Genomic DNA, 21,297 nt, shown 5'->3' with positions numbered 1-21,297 from the left:
TAACGCACCAGCCTGAATCCCTTGACAGTAAAGGGTTTTCAGAGAGATCCGCGTGGCGGGCTGGAGGGGAACGATCGGTGCCCGAAGTGGCGCTTCTGGACACCCCCGTCGCGGCGGAGCCGGCGGCGGGCCGTTAATGCTGGTTGTTCAGGAAGTTGGATCGGGGCGCTGGAATCTGGACGCGGCTGTCCAGATCCTGATCACGGAAGGTTGGCCGAAGCGGGTCAGGAAGTCAGCCGTCCGTTCGTGAAGAGCCGGCAGACATCGAGGGCGCTGACGATCCCCACGAGAATCTCCCCGCGGACGATCGGAACTCGATGGATCCGTCGCTCCCACATGAGAAGACACAACTTCTCCACGGTGGCATCCTCGGGAGCGCTGATCACTCCCCTGGTCATGATCTCGCCGACGATCACGGGTCCACCATTCCCTTGATCGAAGCCGACGAACCCGGAGGTGAACAGCAGCTTGATGTCAGCAGTTTGACGAGTTTCGGAATCGGAGTTCCGTCCCCGGAACAGGACATCATCCTTGGAGACGATTCCCAGGAGTCGCCCCTCCGCATCGACCACGGGCGCACCGGTGATCTTCCGGTCCCGCAGGAGATCGCAGAGATCCTCGATTCGAGTCTCAGGAGTGACGGTCGCCACTTCCCTGGTCATGATGTCGGATGCGCGCATGGTCTCCTCCGGGCCGCGAAAAGAGCCCGCAGACCGGGGATCATTGACGATCGCCGGCTCCGCGTCAAGCGCGGGGCGCCAGGAGCCTGTCGAGAGCGCCGGCCCGGGGGCCTGGGAGGACCTCCGGCGGGTGGCGCCAGCCGTCCCGGAACTTATATTGCATCGAGGCACGGGCCCGGGGGCCCTTGTGCCGTTGTGTGAGGCGGGACCCGGATGGACTTGAACGGGCTGAAGGAAATCGTCAAGGACCTCACCCAGAGCGCCGAGAGCCGCGCGGTCTCCAAGGCGCTGAAGTGCTTTTCGAAGGGACAGCTCGACAAGGCGATCGAGATCCTCACCGAAGCCAAGGCCGAGTCCCCCGAGAACAGCGACATCCTCTTCGAGCTCTCCCGCTACCTGGTCCTGGCGAACCGGGGCCACGAGGCGGCCGAGGCGCTGCGCACCGTCCTGCGTCGCCATCCGAAGGCCTACCAGCGCGCCAATGAAATGATCGAGGAGATGCGCGCCCGCCACGCGAACGTCTCGCCGCTGTTCGACGCCGTGGCCGAGCACTTCATCCGCCACGACGACTTCAAGAGCGCCCTGGACGCGCTGGAGCGCATGAAGGCGGACGAGATCCGCGCCTTCCTGCCGCGCCACCGCGGCAAGTGGGAGGGCCTCCGGAAGAGCGCCCCCGACGCCAAGATGGCCAGGACGTCCCTGCACTCGGCCTACTACCTGGCCCTGTGTCACGAGGCGCTGCGCGAGTACGACCCGGCGGCCACCATCTTCCGAATCATCGCGAAGAACAACCCGGAGGAGTTGCCGAAAATCCTGAAGCGCCTGGAGGCGCTTCTCGCGAAGGACTACCAGAACGCCGCGCTGCGCGTGGCGGTCGGCGATCTCTTCCTGCGCGTGGGACGCGAGGAGGACGCGGCCCAGCAGCTGGCGCTCGTCCTGGAGACCGACCCGCGCGGCGCGCCGCACGTTGCCGAGAGAATGGCCGAGTACCTCCGGGAAAAGGGGGAGAAGCCCGAGCTGCGCTGGATCCTGGTCTCGGCCCACCTGGCCGCGAAACAGGCGGAGGCGGCGATCCGTGAGATGCGCCCGCTCGTCGATTCGGGCGCGCTTCTCGACCGGGTCGTGCCGGCCCTGGAATCGCTTGCCGCCTCCGATCCCGCCCGGGCGGTGGAGGCGCGCCTGCTCCTGGCCACGGCGACGGCACGGCGCGGCCACGCGCAGCCGGCGGTCGACATCCTGCTCGGCATCGCCGAGGAGAAGGGGATGGCCGCCATCCGCGAGCCGCTCGAGGCGATCGCGGCCTCCGCCCCCGGGAGCGCCAAGGCGCAATACCTGCTGGCGGACGTTCACCTGGCGGAGAAGCGCAGCGCCGAGGCGGTCGACTGCCTGCGCAAGGCACGGGCTGCGGCCCCCCAGGAAGAGGGTCTTCTCGTTCCGAGGCTCCACAAGGTCCTGGAGGCCGACCCGGCGAGCGCCGACGCCCACCTGCTCCTCGCCGATCTGCTGATCCGGAGCGGCGAGCGCGAACGGGCGACGGTCGTGCTGCGCCACCTGGTGCGCGAGGCCCCGGCTTCCGCCGGCGAGGCGGTGGCGCGCTTCGCGACGCTCCTGAAGGAGGACGCGCCGCCGCCACGAGCCCGCATCGGCGCCGCCGAGGCGAATCTCGAGATGAAGCGCTTCCCGGAAGCGTTGCAGCAGCTTCAGGAGGCCGCCGCCTCGGCTCCCGAGCTCGCCGCCGAGTTCCTGCACACGGTCGGGCTTCTGGCGGAGGCGGCCCCCGACCTGCACGAGGGGACCGCCGCCCTTCTGCGCGGGCTCGAGTCCCGCACTCCGCTCACGGAGGCCGTGCGCTTCGCTCTCGGCGAGGCCCTGTTCTTCGGCGGCAAGGTGAGCGCCGCGGCGACGGTGTTCCGGGACCTGCTGCAGGCCGCTCCCGAGCGCGCCCAGGAGATCAGGGCGGCGCTCGAGCGTTTCGATCGCGACAGCCCCGAGGCGGCGGAAGTGCGAGTGCTCCTGGCGACCCTCTGTCTCGACCGCGGGGACCATCAGGGGGCCCTCGCCGAGCTGTCCCGCGGCGCCGCGATTCCGGCGCTGATCGATCGCATCATCGCCCGCTACGAAGAGATCGTGAAGGCGGCGCCGGACGACCTCGACGCCCGCGTCGCCTTCGTGCAGATTCTCGCGATCGGCCGGCGCTTTGACCGCGTGCTGTCGCTCGGCGCCGAGACGCTCAAGATGCGCGACGACGCCACATCGGCCCCCGTCCTTCTGGCCATGGGGGACGCCCTCAGGGAGAAAGGGGACGGCGGCAGCGCCACGAAGCGCTTCTTCGCGGCCTATGGCCGCGACCGCTCGCTGGGGAGCGCGGTGATCGAGAGGCTGCGCCGCATGATCGAGGCGGAGGGCTCCCTCCCCCTGGGATCCCTGGCGCTGGGCAAGGTCCTGGCCTCCGAAGGGCTCTGCGGCGAGGCGGTGGATTCGCTGCGCGCCGCGCGCGCCAGCGATCCGAAGCTCTCCGACACCATCCTCTCCGAGCTGCAGCGTCTGCGGGACGCCTTCCCCGCCGATCCGCAGCCGGCGCTGGAGATGCTGGTCATTCTCCAGGAGTCCGGCGATCACAAGCGCGCCGTGCAGGCCATCTCGCCGATCCTGGACGCCAGGCCCGACCTCGCCGCGGTTCTGGCCGGCCATCTCGACCGGATTCTCAAGGCCGACCCGCAGCAGCCGTTCGCCACCTTCGAGATGGGGCGCGCGCTGCAGCACCTGAAGCTCTTCCCCCGCAGCGCCGCGAGCTATCTCGCCGCCTTCCGCCTCGACCCGTCGCTGGCGCCGATGATCCTGAAACGGCTTCAGGAGATGATGGACGCGGTCCCGAACTGCCCCGATCCGTACCTGGTGGCCTGCGCCGTCCACGCCGGGCGCGGCAAGTTCCAATCGGCGGCCGAGAAGATCGAGCAGGCGCTCAAGAACCTTCCGGGCGAAGTCGACCGGCTCCTGCCGCGCCTGGAGGAGATCCAGAGGCAGGAGCGCGGCAGCACCGCCATCTCGCTGATCTACGCCGATGCCTGCCTGCGCGCCGGCCGGCACGACAAGGCGCTGGCCGCCTTCGGCGAGACGGCGCGCCGCGATCCATCGGCCCTGGATCGCGCCTGCGAGGGGATCGAGGCGATCGTGAAGGCCGCGCCGGGCCTGGGCGAGGCCTACCTCTGGCGGGCGCGCATGCGCGCCCAGCGCCTGCAGGTCGACCAGGCGCTGGCCGATCTCAAGGAGGCCTCCCGCCTGGCCCACCAGCTCGGGCCCCGGATCATCGAGGAGGCGGAGGCGCTCCGGGAGCGCGCTCCGGAATCGCACGGCGTGACGCTCCTCCTGGCGGACCATTACGTCGCCGCGGGACGGGACGCCGATGCCTCCCGAATCCTGCGCGAGGCCCTCGAGCGGGGCGGCGTCCGCGCGGAGCGGCTGGCGGTCCTGGTGCGGCTGTGGCGCGTGGCGGCGTCCGGCGGGGACGACGACCAGGCGCGCCACTACCTGTCCGAGGCGGCCCGCCTCTCCCCCGACCGCAACCAGTTCCTGCTGCGGGTGCACGAGACGCACCTGTCCCTGCTCCGCGCCGCGGCGGCGCGGCTGCGCGGGCAGATCGAGCACGGCTCCCGCCGCGGCGCCGAAATCCAGTCGATGCTGCGCGTCCTGTGCGACCTGGGTCAGGTCGACGAGGCGGCGGCCACCCTCGAGCACCACGCGCCCGACCTCGCGCCCCAGGAGGTCTCCCGCCTGCGCGCCGAGATCGCCCTCTGCCGGGGGGACTATCCGCGCGCCGCGGAGCACTTGATGCCGCTGGGCGCCAGCCGGGCCCTCGCGTTCGCCGCCTCCCAGGCCGGTGATTTCGCCCTGGCGGCCCGCACGCTGGAGGCCCTGGTCAAGAAGGGCGGTGAGCCGGGCCTGCAGACTTCCCTGGCGCGCGTCTACCGGGAGCTGGTTGCCGCCGACCTGATGGGCGGCCGGCGCCGTCTTGCGGGCGAGACCCTCATCTCGTACGGCGAGGAAGCCTCCGCATGAAGGACACACACCTGTCTGCGAGGACACGATGATCTGCCCGATGCTGTCGGCGCTCAAGCCGACCGATGACAACGGCCAGCCGGTGAACCGGGAGTGCATCTACGAGGAATGCCGCTTCTTCAACGTGGAGCAGCGCGACTGCAATCTCATGATGGCCAGCCGGGCCATGCTGCTCGTGGCCGGCCCGGGCGCGCCGCGGGCGAGCGCGACGCCGGGGGTCACGGGCGCCGAGCTTCTCGACATGGAACGGCGGCTGACCGAGCTGGGAAAGGGGCTCCTGCACTCCTCCCTCGAGGTGCAGGGCGTCGTGCGGGAAGCCGGCCATGCGACCATCGGGCGCGTGGCCGAGGCGGGCGACTCGCTCTCCCGCCAGGTCGCCGAGATCGCCGCGCGGCTGGGCGCCGGCCCCCAGGAGCTCGAGTCGCGCCTCGCGACCTCGCTGCAGGAGCTCGAATCACGGGTGATGGCCGGCCGGATGGAGAGCGAGACCCGGCTCTCCGAAAGACTGCAGGCCTGCCTGGGCGAAATGCAGACCATGCTCCAGACGACCCTGGCCCCGCTGCAGGCGCGGCTCGACGAGCAGTCTCGCGGGGTCGGAGTGACCGCAGCCGCGACGTCACAAAGCATCGAACAGCTCCAGTCGATCGGCGAGCTGCAGCAGAAGATCGCCGACCGGGTGCTCGAGGAGCTGGCCCTGGTCAGCGCCACGTCGGCGAAGCTGGAGCAGGCGGTGGCCTCCCTGGACAAGAAGATGGACCGGGCCGCCGACGAGTCCATGCAGATCTCCCAGCTCATGACTCTGGTGAAGGGACAGGCGGAAAGGACCCACGCCGCCATGCGCTCCATCAACGAAGGCAACCGCTCGGTCATCCAGGCCATCGAGACCCAGCTGAAGCGCGACCAGGCCGATCTCTCGCGGCGCGCCCGGGAGGAGGCCCAGGAGTGCAACAACCGGGGCGTGGCCCTCTATTATCGGGGCGCCTTCGAGGCGGCCCAGGCGGCCTTCCGCCAGGCCATCCATCTCCTGCCGGATTACGCCGAAGCGCACAACAACCTCGGGCTCGTCCTGTCGAAGATGGGGCAGGAGGCCGAGGCGGTGCAGGTCTTCCAGGAGGCGCTGCGTCTCGACCCGGCCATGAGCGAGGTCTACAACAATCTCGGGTTCCTGTACCACACGACGTCCCATTTCGATCGGGCGGTGGAGATGTTCGGCCAGGCGATCCAGAACAGCTCCGACTCCGCGGTCGCCTACGCCAATCTCGGGAACTCCCTGTACAAGATGAAGCAGCCCGCGAAGGCGGTGGAGGCCTGGCGCCGCGCCCTCGAGCTCGACCCGATGAACGAGCCGGCCCGACGCAGCCTGCGCATGTTCCAGCAGGACACCGCGAACAACTAGGAGGGCCAGGTGGCTTCACCCGGCAGGGACATCTACCAGCGATTCGAGCTCCAGGTGAGGACGCCGAAAAAGCGCACCCTGCTCGACGCCTTCCTGCCCGCCCCCGAAAGCCTCGAGTCGTCGGTCGCGCCCCAGATCCCCCCGCCGATGCCGGTCCCCGAGATGTCGCCCGAGGAGATGAGCTACTACACCTCGAGGCGGGACCGCGACGACGAGCCGCCGGCCGAGGAGCCGAAGCCCCGCGCGAAGAAGAAGGCCGTCGCGAAGAAGAAGGAAGCGGCGAAATCGCTCAAGGACGAGATCGCCGAGTTCATGAGCCGCGACGGGGCCGGCCTGGCGCCCGACGACGACCTCTCCGCCTCCATCAGCTCAGCGCTCGACCCCAAGCCCGATCCCGAAAAGAAGGACTGAGGTCCTCCGCCTCATCGGGGGTTCGGACTATGATCGTGCGGCGCGGCCGCGCGCCGCCTCCGATGCGAACGATTGAAGGCCACCACGACTTCTCGGTCCTGGAGGATCGCCTCGCGGCGCTCGTCCAGGAAGCGCGCGGCGGGAGCCCGTCCCTGCCGCCGCCCGTCGCCGTGGTCGCTCCCACGCGCGGCCTTCTGGCCTACCTGCAGGTCACGCTGGCGGACAGGCTGCCGGTCCTGGCCAACGTCCACTTCTTCAGCCACGTGTCGCTGGCGGAGGCCGCGGGCGCCGCGACCGGATCGCCCGCGCCGGACCTGCTCGGCGACGACGCCAGGATGACGATCCTCTCGGGGCTGGTCGAGGAGCGCGGCGGCGCGCTGGCGGAGTACGTCGGCCGCCGGCCGGGAAGCCTCGCCGCCATCCTGTCCACCCTGAACGATCTGCGCGAGGCGTGCGTGCCGGCCGGTGCCGCGGCCAGGACCAAGGGCCTCTCGGCCCGCGGGAATCAGATCCTCGACCTGCATGCGGCGTACTCGGAGAGGCTCGATGCCCCCGGCTCCCGGGTCACCGACCGCGCCCGCTGGATCCGGGAATCGGCCCCCGCCGTCCGGGAATTCTGCCGCCGCTTCCGTCTGGTGATCCACTACGGGGCGTACGACCTGATCGGCGTCAACCTCGAGCTCCTGCGCGCCGTCGAGGCCTCGGAGGCACCGCTGGTCCTCCTGGTCCCGCACCACGCCACCTCCCCCGCCTACGAGATCGCCGGGCGGTTCTGGCCGGAGATGCTCGGAGAGCGGCCGGCGCCGCTCCCCGACGCGCCTTCCGACCGACTGCTGGCCGCGCGGCTCCCCTTTCTCTACCGGGAAGGATCCGGTCCGGCGCCGCGCGATCCCGAACCGGCGCCCCGCGTCCGCTTCTTTCACGCCCAGGGGGCGGCGGCCGAGCTGCGCGAGGTCGTCCTGGACATCGTGAGCCGGTGCGCCGATTCGAGCATCCCGCTGCACCGCATCGGCGTCATCGCCCGATCCCTGGAGCCTTACGCCGCCTGGCTCCGGCCGATCTTCTCGGAGCACGCGCTCCCCTTCACCACCTCGGAGTCCCTGGGCGCCGTTCGCGAGTCACGGGTGCAGGCCGCCCTGCAGCTGGCCCGCGCGATGCTGCGCGATTTTCCCCGCCAGCCGCTGATGGATCTCCTCCGGGGAGGTCTGCTGCGGATCCGGGGAGGCGGCCCGTCCTCCCGCGCCCATGCCTGGGACCGGCTCAGCCGCTCCTGGCACATCGCCGGCGGGTACCGGACCTGGACGCAGGACCTGCCCCGCTGGATCCAGGACTGGGAGCCCTACGTCCCGCCGGATGCGAGCGAAGACGAGCGCGCCCGACAACGCGGGCGCAAGGCACGCCTGACGGAGGACACGGCCTCCCTGGTCTCGGTGGTGGATCGACTCCGACGCGACGCCCGTCCCCTGGAGGGGGCCGCGTCCTGGAGCGCCTGGGCGGAGGCGATGGATGCGCTCCTCGTCGAACGGGTCGACGGCTTCGATCCCCCGGCGGCGGAAGCGCAGCACGACCCCGGGGCCTCGGCGGTGCGCGCCGTCCTGCGGGACATGGGGCGCCTCGACGCCGCGGGCGTGCCGCTCCGGCGGGGATCCGCCCTGGCGTTCTTCGAGAAGGCCCTGACGCGCGCCATGGTACCGATCGGTTCCCACGGCGGCGCCCCGCGGCGGGACAGGGACAACGGCGGTGTCCGCGTGCTCGACGCCATGCAGGCCCGGGGCCAGGCGTTCGACGACGTCTACCTGATCGGATTCAACGCCGACCTGTTTCCCAGGCGGACCACCGAGGACCCGTTCCTGCCGGACCGCGACCGCCTCCTCCTGCGGGAGCGCCTCCGCCTCCCGGTTCCCGTCAAGACGACGGGGCCGCAGGAGGAGCGTCTGCTGCTCGCCCACCTGATCGGGTGCGCGCGCCGCCGCCTGACGGTGTCCTGGCAGCGGGCCGACGATTCCGCGAAGGCCCGCGTCGCCAGCCTGGCGCTGCGGGAGGTGGCCCGCGCGGTGCACGGCGCGCCGCTCCTGACACGGGTCGTCGCCGATGCCCGTCGCGTGAAGGCGCATCCCGCCGAGGCCGGGGAGGACGCGGCGCGCCGCTTCGGCATCCTGCCGCCCCTGGACGCGTGCGTCAACGTGGCCCTGCAGGGGCGCTCGCCCGGGCGCCTCCTGGAGGCCTTCGCGGGGCTGCCGCTGCCGCCGGTGAGGCAGGGATACACCGACGCGCTGCGGGCCGGCCTTTCGATGCTGTCGGCGATCGAGCCGTGGACGGGGACGGGGGCCGCCGGCCTGCGATTCGACGCCTTCGTGGGGGAGGCGGCGCAGCGGCCGGATCGGCTGTCCCCCTCCCGCCTCGAGGTGCTTGGATCCTGTCCGCAGCACTACTTCTTCCGCCACGTCCTGCGGGTGCAGGAGATGGCGGAGGTCCGGGAAGGGTACGAGCTCGACGCCCGCGAGGTCGGCACCGCGGTCCATGCGGTCTTGCACGACCTGTATCGGGAGCTCTCCGCTCCTGACGGCTCTCTTTCCGAATCCGTGCCGGGCGATCTGGCGCGCCGCGCGGTCGAGCTCGCCCGGCGATCGTGGGAGCGCCACACCCGGATCCTGGCGGCGCGCGCGCGATCGCATTACCCGCTCCTGTGGGAAACCACCGAAACGCTCTGGCTGAACGCCCTCGCCGCGTTCCTCGCCCGCGACCTGCCGGCCCTGCTGCGGCAGCGGGCGCGCTTGGCGGGACTCGAGAAGGAGGCCGCCGCCCGACTGGGTCCCGGTGATACCGGGACGTCCCCGGAGGTCCGGGGCCGGTTCGATCGGATCGCCGCCGGCGACGAGGGGGTCGTGGTGAGCGACTACAAGACATCCGGCGATCTGGAGCGCCACGTTTCGCCGGCGCGCATGCTCAAAGGACTGAGCCTCCAGATGCCTCTCTACCTGCTCCTGGCGGAAACGCTGGCGGCCCGCGGCGAGCTGGAAGCGCCTCCGGTCCGCGCCGAGGTCCTGGGCGTCGGCCCCGGGTACGATGACGACGCGCGCGCCCCCCTCGAGGCGACCGCTCTCGCGAGCCATCGCGAGGCGATTCTCGAAACTCTCGGGGTCCTCCACGGGCTCAGCGCCTCGGGGAGCTTCCCGCTCAACGAATCGAGCTGGCTCTGCGAGCGCTGCCCTTACGCGAGGGCCTGCCGCCGCTGGCACGTCCCGACGCTCAGGCGTATCGCCTCGGCGCCCGGCGCCTCGGACTACGCGCTGGTGCGACACAAGAACACCCGACAGCCGACGCTCGAGACGGTCCTGCAGAGAGGAGGCGGGGAGGAGACATGAACCTTTCCGACGCGGCCGACCGGCGGCGCGCCGCCACCGAGTTCGATCGCAACCTGGTGGTGGTCGCGGGGGCCGGGACCGGCAAGACGGCGCTTCTGGTGGAGCGCGCGCTGAACCTCGTCGCCGGCGCCGGGATCCCGATCGGGCAGCTGGCGGCGATCACCTTCACCGAGAAGGCCGCCGCCGAGCTGCGCGAGCGGCTGGCCGCAGGCCTCGAGGAGCTCCATGCCCTGGCGGCCGGGAGCGCCCGGGCGGACGCCGCAGGCGGGGCCACGGAAGCGGCGCGCGCCTACGCCTGGCTGAAGAACGAGGCCGGCGCGGACGCGGAGGCCATCGCGCGGCGCGCGCTGGCCGCGCTTCTCGACCTCGACTCCGCGTCCGTCTCGACCCTGCACGCCTTCTGTTCCGAGATCCTGAGGCGCTTCCCGCGCGAGGCGGGAGTCGACCCGGCCTTCCGGGTGGACGAGGGGCCGATCTTCAGGTCCCTGTTCGAGGAGGAGTGGGATCGCTTCCTCCTGGACGAGATGGGGCCGGGCGCGCGGCGCGCCGAGATCTGGCGTCGAGCCCTCGGACACCCGGGCGCCCTGGAGGCCGTCCGCGCCCTCGGCCCGGTCCTTGCGCTGTTCCGGCTCCCCTGGGATCCGGAGCGCGAGCCGGGCTGTCCCGCAGGAGGCGCGCGCGATCTCCTGGCGGGGGAGATCGCCCTCATGGTCGACCGGATCGCCGGGATGCGCCGGCGCGCCACGGGCATGAACCGCAACATGGAGCGCTTCCTGGATCAGTCCGCGCGCTGCCTGCAGGCGTATGCCGCAGGCGGCGCGTCCTCCCTGGCTTCGGTGCAAGGAGAATGGTCCTTCCGGGAGTACCTCGACAAGGACATCCCCTCGCCCGGCCAGAAACTGTCGGGCTGCACGCCCGAGGAGGTCAGGGAAACGGCCGGCGAGGCCCACGAGCTCGTCGTGACGCTCTCGCGGGTGGACGAAGAGGCCATCGCCGCCATCGTCGAGGCCGCCGCGCCGCTGGCCCGCAGGGCGCGCGAACGGCTCCTGGCATCCGGGTACGTCTCCTTCGACGGCCTGCTGCGGCTGGCGCGCGACCTGCTCGCGGGGCACCCGGAGATCCGGCGCGAGCTCGGCGGGCGTCACCGGGCCATCCTGGTCGACGAGTTCCAGGACACCGATCCGCTGCAGTACGAGATCCTGTTGTTCCTGGCGGAGGAGCACGGCGATCCGTCGAGCGATCCGTACGCCGCCCGCATCGCTCCGGGGCGCCTGTTCATCGTCGGAGATCCGAAGCAGTCGATCTACCGTTTCCGGGGGGCCGACATCGCGGCCTATCGGCGCGCCGTGGATCGGATTGCCGCCCGCGGAGGGGATCGACTGACCCTGAACAACTCGTTCCGGAGCCCCTCGGGGATTCTCGAGCCCCTCAACGCCTTGTTCGAAGCCTTCATCGGACGCGAGTCGACGGGGGAGCAGCCGGCCTACGAACCGATCGTCTCCGCCCTGCAGGCGGCGGAGGACCGCGCGCCAGCGCTGGAGATCTGGTCCGTCGCGGCCGTCGGCGGCGTCGAGGAGCGCCGGCGCGCCGAAGGCGAGGCCATCGCCGCGTGGATCTCCGAACACCTCGACCGGCGGGAAGCGACCGGCGAACCGCTGCAGCGCCGGGGCGTCGCCCTCCTGTTTCGCGCTCTGACGAACGTGGGGGTCTATGCACAGGCCATGAGGAACGCCGGCCTCGAGTTCGTCGTGGAAGGAGGCAAGAACTTCTACGAGCGACCCGAGGTGGGGGATCTGATCGCCTTCCTTCGTGCCGCGTCCAATCCCAACGACGGCGCGGCGGCGCTCGCCGTCCTGCGCGGCCCGCTGGGCGGCGTGGACGACGCCGAACTGGCCGCCTTTGCCGCCGCCGGAGGGCGTCTCGACTCGCCGTGGCCGGCCGGTCTCGACGGCGCGCGCTTTCCGGGCGTTCGCCGCACGCTGGATTTCCTCGCATCGTTTCGCTCCGACATGCGCGGACAGTCCCCGGACGACAGCATCAGGGCGGCGCTGCGCCAGACGCCCCTGCTGGTGCTGCACGCCTCCCAGTTCGAGGGGCCGCAGCGGGTGGCCAACCTCAACAAGCTGTCCGCCCGCGCCGAGGATCTCGCCCGCCGCGGGCTGTCCCTGGAGGAGACCCTCGGGGCCCTCGAGGAGGAGTTCCAGGAATCCCGGGACGAGGGGGAGAGCCCGCTGGCGGACGAGACCGTGGACGCGGTCCGCATCCTGTCCGTGCACAAGGCCAAGGGACTGGAGTTTCCCGTCGTGTTCGTGCCCGATGTCGGACGCGAGCGCAGGAGCGGCGCGCTTCCCGGGTTGGAGGCCGGCTGGGTGGAGGGCCCGGAGGAAGGCCTCCTCGCCGTCAGGCTGAAGGACGGGACGACCAATGCGGCGTGGATCCGGCATGCGCGATCGGCCCGGCGTCACGAGGAGGCCGAGGAGAAGCGGGTCCTCTACGTCGCCTGCACCCGGGCCATGAACCGACTGATCCTGGTCAACAGCAACGACGGGCGCCGCGCTCCATGGCGCGACGCGCTGGCGGCCCTGGGCTACTCGACCGCAGGGGGATTTCCGGCGGCCGGCGTCCTGCCGGGAGGGTCCGTCGCGCACCGGATCATCCCGGCGCCCGCGACGCGGCCGGTCTCCGCGCGGCCGGCTGTCGACCCCCTGTGGCGGGAGGCGGCGCTCTCGTTCGAGCGGGCCGCCGCCGACCTGGCGGCGACGCGGCCTCCCCTGCGCTCGCCGGCAGGCGCTGCGGACGCCTCGCCGCAGGGCGGGACGGAACTCCTCGAGGGCCCGCGACGCGCAGCGCCGTCCCGCGCGGCGCGCCCGGCGGATCGGGCGCGCGACGCCGCCCGGCTCGCGGGGAGCGCCCTGCATGCGGCGCTCGAGCGGTGGGATTTCAGGTCGCGGGCGCTGCTCCGCGATCTGGCCCGCCAGGCCGTCGATCGCGTCCTGTCGGAGGAATCGGACGGGGCCGTCTCCTCCGGTCTCCGCGCCCGGGTGACGGAGGAAACCGGCGGCATCGTGGACGAGATCCTGCGCTCTCCCCTGCCGGCCCGCCTCGCCTCCCGCTCGATTCTCGGCCGCGAGGTCCCGCTGATCTTCCGGGACGAGCGGGGCGTGACCTGGTCCGGCGTGTGCGACCTCATCTACCGTGACGAGCGCGGACAGGTCGTGGCGGCCGACTACAAGACCGAGCGCCTCGACGGCGACCCCGGCCCCGCGGCGGAACGGTACCGGCCGCAGATGCGGCTCTACGTGGAAGCGCTCCGGCGCGCCCTGCCGGGCGAAACGGTGCGCGCCGAGATCCTCTTCGTTCGCTCCGGAATCAGCGCGGCGCTTTGAGGCGCTCGAGCGCCGCGTCCCAGTCGAACGGGGCGATGTCCTTGGGATCAGGCGCGAACAGGCGGTGCTCGAGGCTCAGGTCGGTCGACGAACCGTCCGCCGCCTCCTCCAGCCAGAGGCGCACCACGGACGGGCGCTCCTCGAGCCAGGTCAGGACGAGGAAGCGATCGGGATCCCAGACCACGAAGCGCCCCTTGACGGGGGGACGGCCTTCGCGCTCGAGGCGCAGCTCCCCACCCAGGGTGGCCTCGGCGACGGCCCGGTCGGCGATCCAGGAGGACAGGCCGGCCGAGGTCGTGAAGCGATCGAAGTTCGCCTCCGCCCCGCCGGGCAGGCGGGCCTCGTGGAAGCGCGAGCGGTTGACCATGCCGCGCGCCGCTTCCAGGTAGAGCTTCAGGACCTGGACCTCCGACTGCCAGCCCTGGTCCACGGTGCGGAAGGCGTCGTCCCAGGCCTCCTCCCCCGGGAAGCCGGCGTGCGACACCGTCAGGATCGTCCCGTCGCGCCACGCTTCCAGGCTGAACTCCAGCGTGGTCTCGGTCTCCTCCACCCTGGTGCTGAGGCGCAGGTATACCTGTGGTTCGAGCGTGACGAATTCTCCCGACGCGACCAGCGCATCAGGTCCGGCGCGCCCGGTCCCCTCGCCGAACACCCACCGGTAGGAGCCGCCGGGGCGCAGGTCGACGCTCGCCTCCGACACGAACCAGCGCGACAGCTCGCCCGGGTCGGTCAGCGCCCTGTAGACCTCGGCCGGGGAGGCATGGATGCCGACGCTGTGACGGCTGCAGCGGTCCGGCTCCAGGGTCAACCCCCGGGGTTCTTCGGCCATGCTCGGAGTCCTCTCTCGCGGGGAACGACGGGCGATTCTCGCCGATGGGACCACTCCCCTGTCAAGGCTTTTCGGCCGATGCTACAATCCCCGCCGTTTTCTCACATCGGAGGCCTCCTCATGTCGACGCGCGTCACCACGGGCGCCCTGGCCGTCGCCGCGGCGCTCTGCTCCCTGTCGATCCCGTCCCGCCCGCTGGCCGCGTCCGCCGAGGGCCCCACGCTCATCCGCGGCGGCACGCTCCTGACCGTGACGCACGGCACGATCGAGAAGGGGGACCTCCTGATCCGCGACGGAAAGATCGCCGCCATCGGCCCGAGCCTCGAGGCGCCGCGGGGGGCGCGGGTGATCGACGCGACCGGACGCTACGTGATGCCGGGGATCGTCGACACCCATTCCCACATGGGGGTCTACCCGTGGCCCGGAGTCGACGCCAACAGCGACGGCAACGAGCTGACCGACCCGATCATGCCGGCGGTGCGGGCCATGGACGCCGTCTGGGCGGAGGACCCCGAGTTCGAGAGGGCCCGGGCCGGCGGCGTCACCACGGTGCAGATCCTGCCGGGGAGCGGCAACCTGATCGGCGGCGAGTCGGTGACCGTCAAGCTGCGGCCGTCGGCCGACGTCACCCGGATGCTCTTCGCGGGGGCGCCGCGGGGCATCAAGATGGCTCTGGGCGAGAACCCCAAGAGGGTGTATGGCGGTCGCACCAAGTCCCCTGCGACGCGCATGGGGAACATGGCGGTGTTCCGGGACGCCTTCAACGCCGCGCGCAATTACAAGACCAAGTGGGACGCCTGGCGCGCCAAGAAGGAAGCGGACCGCGGGGCGCCGCCCGATCGGGACCTGAAGCTCGAGACTCTCGTGGACGTCCTGGAGGGAAAGATCCGGGTGCACGTCCACAGCTATCGCAAGGACGAGATCCTGATGTTCCTGAAGATCGCCGACGAGTACGGCTTCAAGGTGGCCTCCTTCCAGCACTGCCTCGAGGCCTACAAGATCGCCGACGAGCTGAAGCGGCGCGACATCGCCGTGGCCACCTTCGCGCAGTGGTGGGGCTTCAAGGTCGAGGCCTGGGACGGCATCCCGCACAACGCGGCGCTTCTGGCCCGGAAGGGCGTGCGCGTCAGCCTGCACTCCGACTCGGGGACGCTGGTGCAGCGTCTGTACGCGGAGGCCGCGGTGGCCGCGCGCTACGGCCTGTCCGAGGAGGACGCGCTCCGCGCCATCACCCTCAATGCCGCCTCGGCCCTCGGCCTCGAGGATCGCATCGGCTCACTCGACGTCGGCAAGGATGCCGACATCGCCATCTTCACGCGCCACCCGCTCGACGCCTATACCCTGGTGGCGGCCACCCTGATCGACGGCGAGGTGGTCTACGATCGCGGGACGATCCCGACGCCCGCCGGCCTGCCGGCCCCTCCCCCGCCGCCGAAGGGACCCTCGGGCCCGCCCGCCGCCGACCTGGTTCCCGCTGCCGTCGCAGTGAACGAAGCGGGGCTTTACGCGTACGTCGGCGCGCGCGTGCATACCATGGCCGGACCGCCGATCGACGACGGCACGGTCATCGTCGAGAACGGCACCATCAAGGAGGTGGGGGCCGGGCTCAAGCCCCCGGCCCGGGCGACGGTCGTCGACGCGAAGGGACTTCAGATTTTCCCGGGGTTCATCGAGCCCCACACCAGCCTCGGGCTTTCCGAGATCGACCTGGTGCAGGTCATGCGGGACGAGGACGAGGGGACCGACCCGCTCGCCCCGCAGCTGCGAGCCATGGACGCCTATTACACCGAGAGCGAGCTCATCCCCGTCGCCCGCCTGCACGGCCTGACCGCCGCCTTCGCGGCCCCGGGGGAGGGGGACGTCTTCGCGGGAGTCGGCGCGGTCGTCCATCTGGACGGCGGAACCCCCGACCAGGTCCTGGTGCGCGACGGCGCCGCCCTGGTCGTCAACCTCGGCGAGACTCCGAAGGAGCGCTTCGGGGCGCGCAACCAGAGCCCCGCGACCCGGATGGGGACCGCCGCCGTCGTGCGCGACGCCTTCACCAAGGCCAGGGACTACCGGGCGAAGTGGGCGGATTACGAAGCGAAGCGGAAGGAGCGTGGCGCGAAAGGGACCGCTTCGGGCAAGGGGAAGGACGAGGGCCCGCCGTCCCCTCCCGATCGCGACCTCAAGATGGAGGCGCTCCAGCCGGCTCTCTCGGGGACGATGCCGGTCTTCGTGAGGGCGCACCGCGTCGACGACATCCTGACCGCCGTCCGCCTGGCGGAGGAATTCAAATTGAAGCTCGTGATCAGCCATGGCACCGAGGCCTACAAGGTCGCCGACCTTCTCGCCGCGCGGAAGATCCCGGTCGTGGTCGGCCCGATCACCGTCCAGCCGGAGCGCATCGAGACGCTCGGGGCGATCTACGACAACGCCGCCCGCCTGTCGCGCGCCGGCGTCACCATCGCCATCCAGACCGGCGAGTCCCTCAACGCCCGCATGCTGCCGTACGAGGCGTCCCTGGCGGTCGCGTACGGGCTCCCCTGGGAGCAGGCGATCCGCGCCCTGACCGTGAATCCCGCCGAGATCTTCGGCGTCGCCGATCGGATCGGGAGCCTCCGCCCCGGGCTGGACGCCGACCTGATCGCGACCGACGGCGATCCGCTCCAGCCTTTGGCGCGGCTGCGCCACCTGATGATCAAGGGGCGCCCGGTGCCCTTGACCAGCCGCCAGACGGCCCTGTACGAATCCTGGCGTCGATGACCGATCCCGTCCATAGTGGCGCTCAGAGTGTGGAAGCGAAGCACATGGGTTTTACGACCTCCCGGTCCATGTCAATCACTCATCAAGCTTCACGCCAGGACTCCTCTCCCTCTGGATCGAGGATTCGCGGCCGTGACCGACCTGCGCTGCGTTCACGGGTGGACATTTGACCGCGGACAGGTGCTGCCCGTGAACACTCCCATGAACTCGTCTCCTCACCACACTCTCGGCGCCACTATGGATCCCGTCTGCGGCATGGAGGTTGATCCCGACCGCGCCGCCGCGAAGCTCGAGCACGAAGGCAGGACCTACCTGTTCTGCTGCGAGGGCTGCCGGGACCGCTTCCGCGCCGCCCCGGGGGCCTACCTCGCGGCCCCCGCCCGCTCCCCTGCCGTCCACTCGCCCGCCGCTCCGGCCGGACATCCGGCGCATGCGCCTGGCGGGCCGCACCCCCCACCGGACGCGCGATACACCTGCCCGATGCACCCCGAGATCGTCCGCGATCGCCCCGGCGCCTGCCCGATCTGCGGCATGGCCCTGGAGCCGGTCGTTCCCTCCCTCAATGAAGACGACGGCGCCGAGCTCCTCGACATGACCCGGCGCTTCTGGATCGGCCTGGTCCTGACCGTTCCCCTGTTGCTTGTCGCCATGTCCGGGATGGTGGCGGGCTCGAGGGTGGACCATGCGGGAGCCTCCTGGCTCCCCTGGCTCCAGCTGGCGCTTGCGACGCCTGTCGTGGCCTGGTGCGGCCGGCCGTTCTTCGAGCGCGGATGGGCCTCGATCGTCCATCGCCGGTTGAACATGTTCACTCTGATCGCCCTCGGCACGGGGGTGTCCTATCTGTACAGCGTCGCGGCGACCCTTGTCCCGGACCTGTTCCCCGCCTCGCTGCGCTCCCACGGCGGACAGGTGGGGGTGTATTTCGAAACGGCCGCCGCGATCACCGTCCTGGTGCTTCTCGGGCAGGTCCTCGAACTGCGCGCGCGCTACCGGACCGGCGGCGCGATTCGGGCGCTTCTCGGGCTGCAGCCGCGCACGGCCCGCCGATTGAGGGACGACGGCGCCGAGGAGGACGCTCCCCTCGACCGCGTGCTCCCGGGCGATCGGCTGCGGGTGCGGCCTGGAGAGAAGGCACCCGCGGACGGCGTCGTCCTGGAGGGACGAAGCGCCGTCGACGAGTCGATGATGACCGGCGAGCCGCTCCCCGTCGCGAAGGGGCCGGGCGATCGGCTGATCGGCGGCACGGTCAACGGGACGGGGAGCCTGGTGATGCGGGCCGAGCGGGTCGGCGCCGACACCCTCCTGGCCCGGATCGTCCGGATGGTGGGCGAGGCGCAGCGCAGCCGCGCCCCGATCCAGAGGCTGGCGGACGTCGTGTCGTCGTGGTTCGTGCCGGCCGTGATGGCCGTGGCCCTCGCCGCGTTCCTCGCCTGGCTGTACGCGGGACCTGAACCGCGCCTGGCCCATGCCCTGACGGCGGCCGTGGCCGTCCTGATCATCGCCTGCCCGTGCGCGCTGGGGCTCGCCACTCCCATCTCGATCAGGGTGGCGACCGGGCGCGGGGCGACGGCGGGGATCCTGGTCCGCGACGCCGCCGCCCTGGAGAGCCTCGAAAGGGTGGACACCCTGGTGGTCGACAAGACCGGCACGCTCACCGAGGGGCGGCCGCGGCTCACGACGGTCGTGGCCGCGCCCGGAATCTCCGAGGAGGAGGTGCTGCGCCTCGCGGCCGCGCTCGAGGCCGGCAGCGAGCACCCCCTGGCCGCGGCGATTCTCACGGGCGCGCGCGAGCGCGGCATCCGGACGGCCGCCGCCTCCGACTTCGAATCGCAGACCGGCGCCGGAGTCACCGGGATGGTCGGCGGCCGGCGCGTGGCCCTCGGCAACCTCCCGATGATGGAGCGGGCCGTAACGGCATCCGGGCCGACGCCCGCCACGGGCCTTTCGGCAGCCGACCCTTCGGCCGGACTGACCCGGCGCGCCGACGAGCTGCGCCGGGAGGGGCAGACGGTCATGTTCCTCTCGCTGGACGGCCGCCTGTGCGGTCTCCTCGGGGTCTCCGACCCGATCAGGGCCACCGCCCCCGAGGCGATTCGCGACCTGCGCCGGGACGGCGTGCGTGTCCTGATGGTGACGGGGGACAACCGCACGACCGCCGAAGCGGTGGCGCGCCGACTGGAGATCGAGGAGGTCCGTGCCGAGGTGCTCCCGGCCCTCAAGGTCGAGATCGTCCGGAGGCTCCAGGAGGAAGGCCGGGTCGTGGCCATGGCCGGGGACGGCGTCAACGACGCGCCGGCGCTGGCGCGGGCCGACGTCGGGATCGCGATGGGGACCGGAACCGACGTGGCGATGGAGAGCGCCGCGATCGTCCTCGTGCGCGGTGACCTGCGCGGGATCCTCCGCGCCCGGCGCCTCAGCCGTGCGACCCTGCGCAACATCCGCCAGAACCTGTTCTTCGCGTTCGTCTACAACGCCCTGGGGGTGCCGGTCGCCGCCGGCGCCCTCTACCCTGCCTTCGGCCTCCTCCTGAGCCCGATGATCGCCGCCGCGGCCATGAGCTTCAGCTCGGTCACCGTCATCACCAACGCCCTGCGGCTCCGTCGCGCGCGCCTGTAGTAGAATCGATCTCCCCTGCCAGGGAACCGAGTCACCGAACAGACAAGGAGGATCCATGCCGAGTCGTCGCGTCCTGATCGCCGTCGTGTTCGCTGTCGTCGCCGCATGGTGCGCCCCGCCTTCGGCCCAAGCGCTCGAAGAGCTGGCCATCGGCGCCCAGGGCGCCGGCTTCACCCTCAAGGGCACCGACGGCAAGACCCACTCGCTCGAAAGCGTCGCCGGCACGAAGGGGACCGCCGTCATCTTCACCTGCAACGAGTGCCCCTACGCCAAGGGATACGAGAACCGCCTGATCGCCCTCGCGACGGACTACCAGGCGAAGGGGATCGGCTTCGTGGCGATCAACTCGAACGATCCGACGATCGTGCCGGGCGACGGGTTCGAGTTCATGGTCAAGCGCGCCAAGGACAAGAGCTTCCCCTACCCCTACCTGTTCGACGACACCCAGGAGATCGCCAAGGCCTACGGCGCCAGGGTCACCCCGCACATCTTCCTGCTGGACGCGCAGGGGAAGCTGGTCTACCGCGGCCGGATCGACGACTCGCTCGAGGAGGGCAAGATCAAGGAGCGCGACTTCTCCGCCGCGCTCGCGGCGATCGTCTCCGGCCAGCCGATCAAGGTCGCCGAGACCAAGGCGTTCGGCTGCGGCGTCAAGTACGCGAAGAAGTAGGGGCGTACCTCAGGAGCCGGCCCAATACTCGGACAGGCTCCTCGCTCAGTCCTGCGGCCGGCTGGTCGTCTGGTGCTGCGGCTTGCCGTCCTGGATGTCGAACCAGGGGACCTTGCTGCGCACGTAGATGTGGTACGCGGGGCGCTCCTTGAGCGGCGTGTCGAAGGTGGCGGCGGTCACCTCGATGAGCCCGTCCCCTTCCACGAAGCAGATGAGGCTCGAGCCGCACGACTTGCAGAACTGGCGCTGCGTGCCCGATTCCGCCTTGTGCGTCTGCAGCTGGTCTTCGCCCTTCACGAACGTGAAGGCGCGGCGCGGGAACTCCGCCCAGGTCACGAAGGCGGCGCCGCTGTTCTTGCGGCAGTCGGTGCAGTGGCAGTTGGCCAGGACGGCAATCGGGCCCTGCACCCTGTAGCGGACGCGGCCGCACTGGCAGGAGCCTTCGTACATGTCTTGGGAAGCGGTCATGGGCGGATCCTCCGAGGCCCCGACCCTAGCCCGCCGTGCTCCAGCCTGTCAAGGGCGGCGGGCGGGGGGCAGCGGCCTGTAGGACAGCACCGGGCGGGATACCGGAACAGGGCCTCGACCATTGACAGTTGCGAGCGCGGGCCCCATACATTCCGCATGGCCTCGCTCCGTCTCTCACGCCGTCGGGCCGCAGCCCGTGCCGTCCTCCTGGCGATGGCTCCCCTGCTGCTCGGCGCCACGTTTTCGGTCGCCGAGCTGACCCGGGGATCCGAGCGGATATTCAGGGGACGCTGCGTCGCCGCCCTATCCGAGACAGTGGACTTCAAGGGGCGGCCGCTCCAGGCGACGGCCTACTCCTTCAACGTGAGCGAGTACCTCAAGGGAGATGGCCCGCGCACGCTCTCCTTCCGCCAGGCGGGGACCCCCTTCCGTGCGACCAACGACCTCGGCCGCATCGCCGGCCTGACGGTGTTCGAGCCGGGAAGGGAGTACGTGATCTTCCTGCGGCCCGTAAGCAAGGCCGGGCTGACCTCGGCCGCGGGACGCGGCAAAGGCGTCCTTCTGATGACCGGGGAGGTCGCCCAGGTCTCGGATGCCGACGGCCGCGCTCCCGCGCCCGGCGCGGAGCGGATCGCCTACGAGGCGATCCGCCGGGCCGTCCGGCAGGTCCTCGAG

Annotated in this window: 12 protein-coding genes; 9 read left to right on the top strand and 3 right to left on the bottom strand. The window is 71.2% G+C overall.

The features are described 5' to 3' along the window. Nucleotides 1–224: 224 nt before the first annotated feature. The gene (locus VGV60_01840) at nucleotides 225–680 is read right to left on the bottom strand and encodes a CBS domain-containing protein (protein HEV8699995.1); all 456 of its coding nucleotides are present in this window, start codon (nucleotides 678–680) and stop codon (nucleotides 225–227) included. A gap of 213 nt (nucleotides 681–893) precedes the next feature. On the opposite strand from VGV60_01840, the gene VGV60_01835 reads away from it, so the two are divergent. The 5 genes from VGV60_01835 (at nucleotide 894) to VGV60_01815 (ending at nucleotide 13,294) form a co-directional block, all read left to right on the top strand. Continuing rightward, nucleotides 894–4,736 carry a tetratricopeptide repeat protein gene (locus VGV60_01835; GenBank protein HEV8699994.1) on the top strand — a complete coding sequence of 1,281 codons (3,843 nt, stop codon included), beginning with the start codon at nucleotides 894–896 and terminating at the stop codon, nucleotides 4,734–4,736. 28 nt (nucleotides 4,737–4,764) lie between these two features. Beyond that, entirely contained in the window at nucleotides 4,765–6,132 is a 1,368-nt protein-coding gene (locus tag VGV60_01830) for a tetratricopeptide repeat protein (protein HEV8699993.1), read from the top strand. A 9-nt stretch (nucleotides 6,133–6,141) separates the two neighbouring features. Further along, nucleotides 6,142–6,543, top strand: coding sequence for a hypothetical protein (locus tag VGV60_01825; GenBank protein ID HEV8699992.1), 402 nt, complete (start codon nucleotides 6,142–6,144; stop codon nucleotides 6,541–6,543). A gap of 62 nt (nucleotides 6,544–6,605) precedes the next feature. Next, nucleotides 6,606–9,908: a PD-(D/E)XK nuclease family protein gene (locus VGV60_01820; GenBank protein ID HEV8699991.1), complete on the top strand. Its 3,303-nt coding sequence runs from the start codon at nucleotides 6,606–6,608 to the stop codon at nucleotides 9,906–9,908. After that, nucleotides 9,905–13,294 (top strand): UvrD-helicase domain-containing protein, encoded by a 3,390-nt coding sequence (locus tag VGV60_01815; GenBank protein ID HEV8699990.1) that lies wholly within the window; start codon nucleotides 9,905–9,907, stop codon nucleotides 13,292–13,294. The genes VGV60_01820 and VGV60_01815 overlap by 4 nt, the downstream gene beginning before the upstream one ends. On the opposite strand, the gene VGV60_01810 is transcribed toward VGV60_01815, so the two are convergent. Beyond that, nucleotides 13,278–14,123: an SRPBCC family protein gene (locus VGV60_01810; GenBank protein HEV8699989.1), complete on the bottom strand. Its 846-nt coding sequence runs from the start codon at nucleotides 14,121–14,123 to the stop codon at nucleotides 13,278–13,280. The genes VGV60_01815 and VGV60_01810 overlap by 17 nt on opposite strands. 120 nt (nucleotides 14,124–14,243) lie before the next feature. Between VGV60_01810 and VGV60_01805 the strand changes: the two genes are divergently transcribed. From VGV60_01805 to VGV60_01795, 3 genes are all read left to right on the top strand, one after another. Next, nucleotides 14,244–16,868, top strand: a complete 2,625-nt coding sequence (locus VGV60_01805; protein HEV8699988.1) for an amidohydrolase family protein — start codon at nucleotides 14,244–14,246, stop codon at nucleotides 16,866–16,868. 201 nt (nucleotides 16,869–17,069) lie between these two features. After that, nucleotides 17,070–19,484 (top strand): heavy metal translocating P-type ATPase, encoded by a 2,415-nt coding sequence (locus VGV60_01800; GenBank protein HEV8699987.1) that lies wholly within the window; start codon nucleotides 17,070–17,072, stop codon nucleotides 19,482–19,484. Nucleotides 19,485–19,539: 55 nt separating this feature from the next. Continuing rightward, a complete protein-coding gene (locus VGV60_01795) occupies nucleotides 19,540–20,154 on the top strand; it encodes a thioredoxin family protein (protein HEV8699986.1) in 615 nt (204 codons plus the stop codon). Nucleotides 20,155–20,199: 45 nt separating this feature from the next. On the opposite strand, the gene VGV60_01790 is transcribed toward VGV60_01795, so the two are convergent. Beyond that, a complete protein-coding gene (locus tag VGV60_01790; GenBank protein HEV8699985.1) occupies nucleotides 20,200–20,622 on the bottom strand; it encodes a GFA family protein in 423 nt (140 codons plus the stop codon). A 156-nt stretch (nucleotides 20,623–20,778) separates the two neighbouring features. Between VGV60_01790 and VGV60_01785 the strand changes: the two genes are divergently transcribed. Further along, nucleotides 20,779–21,297: hypothetical protein (locus VGV60_01785; protein ID HEV8699984.1), on the top strand; the 519-nt coding region annotated here is incomplete at its 3' end.

It is taken from the genome of Candidatus Polarisedimenticolia bacterium (assembly GCA_036001465.1).
Classification (GTDB): domain Bacteria; phylum Acidobacteriota; class Polarisedimenticolia; order Gp22-AA2; family Gp22-AA2; genus Gp22-AA3.
Note: the sequence above shows the minus strand (reverse complement) of the source record. Positions and strands in the feature narration are given on the sequence as shown.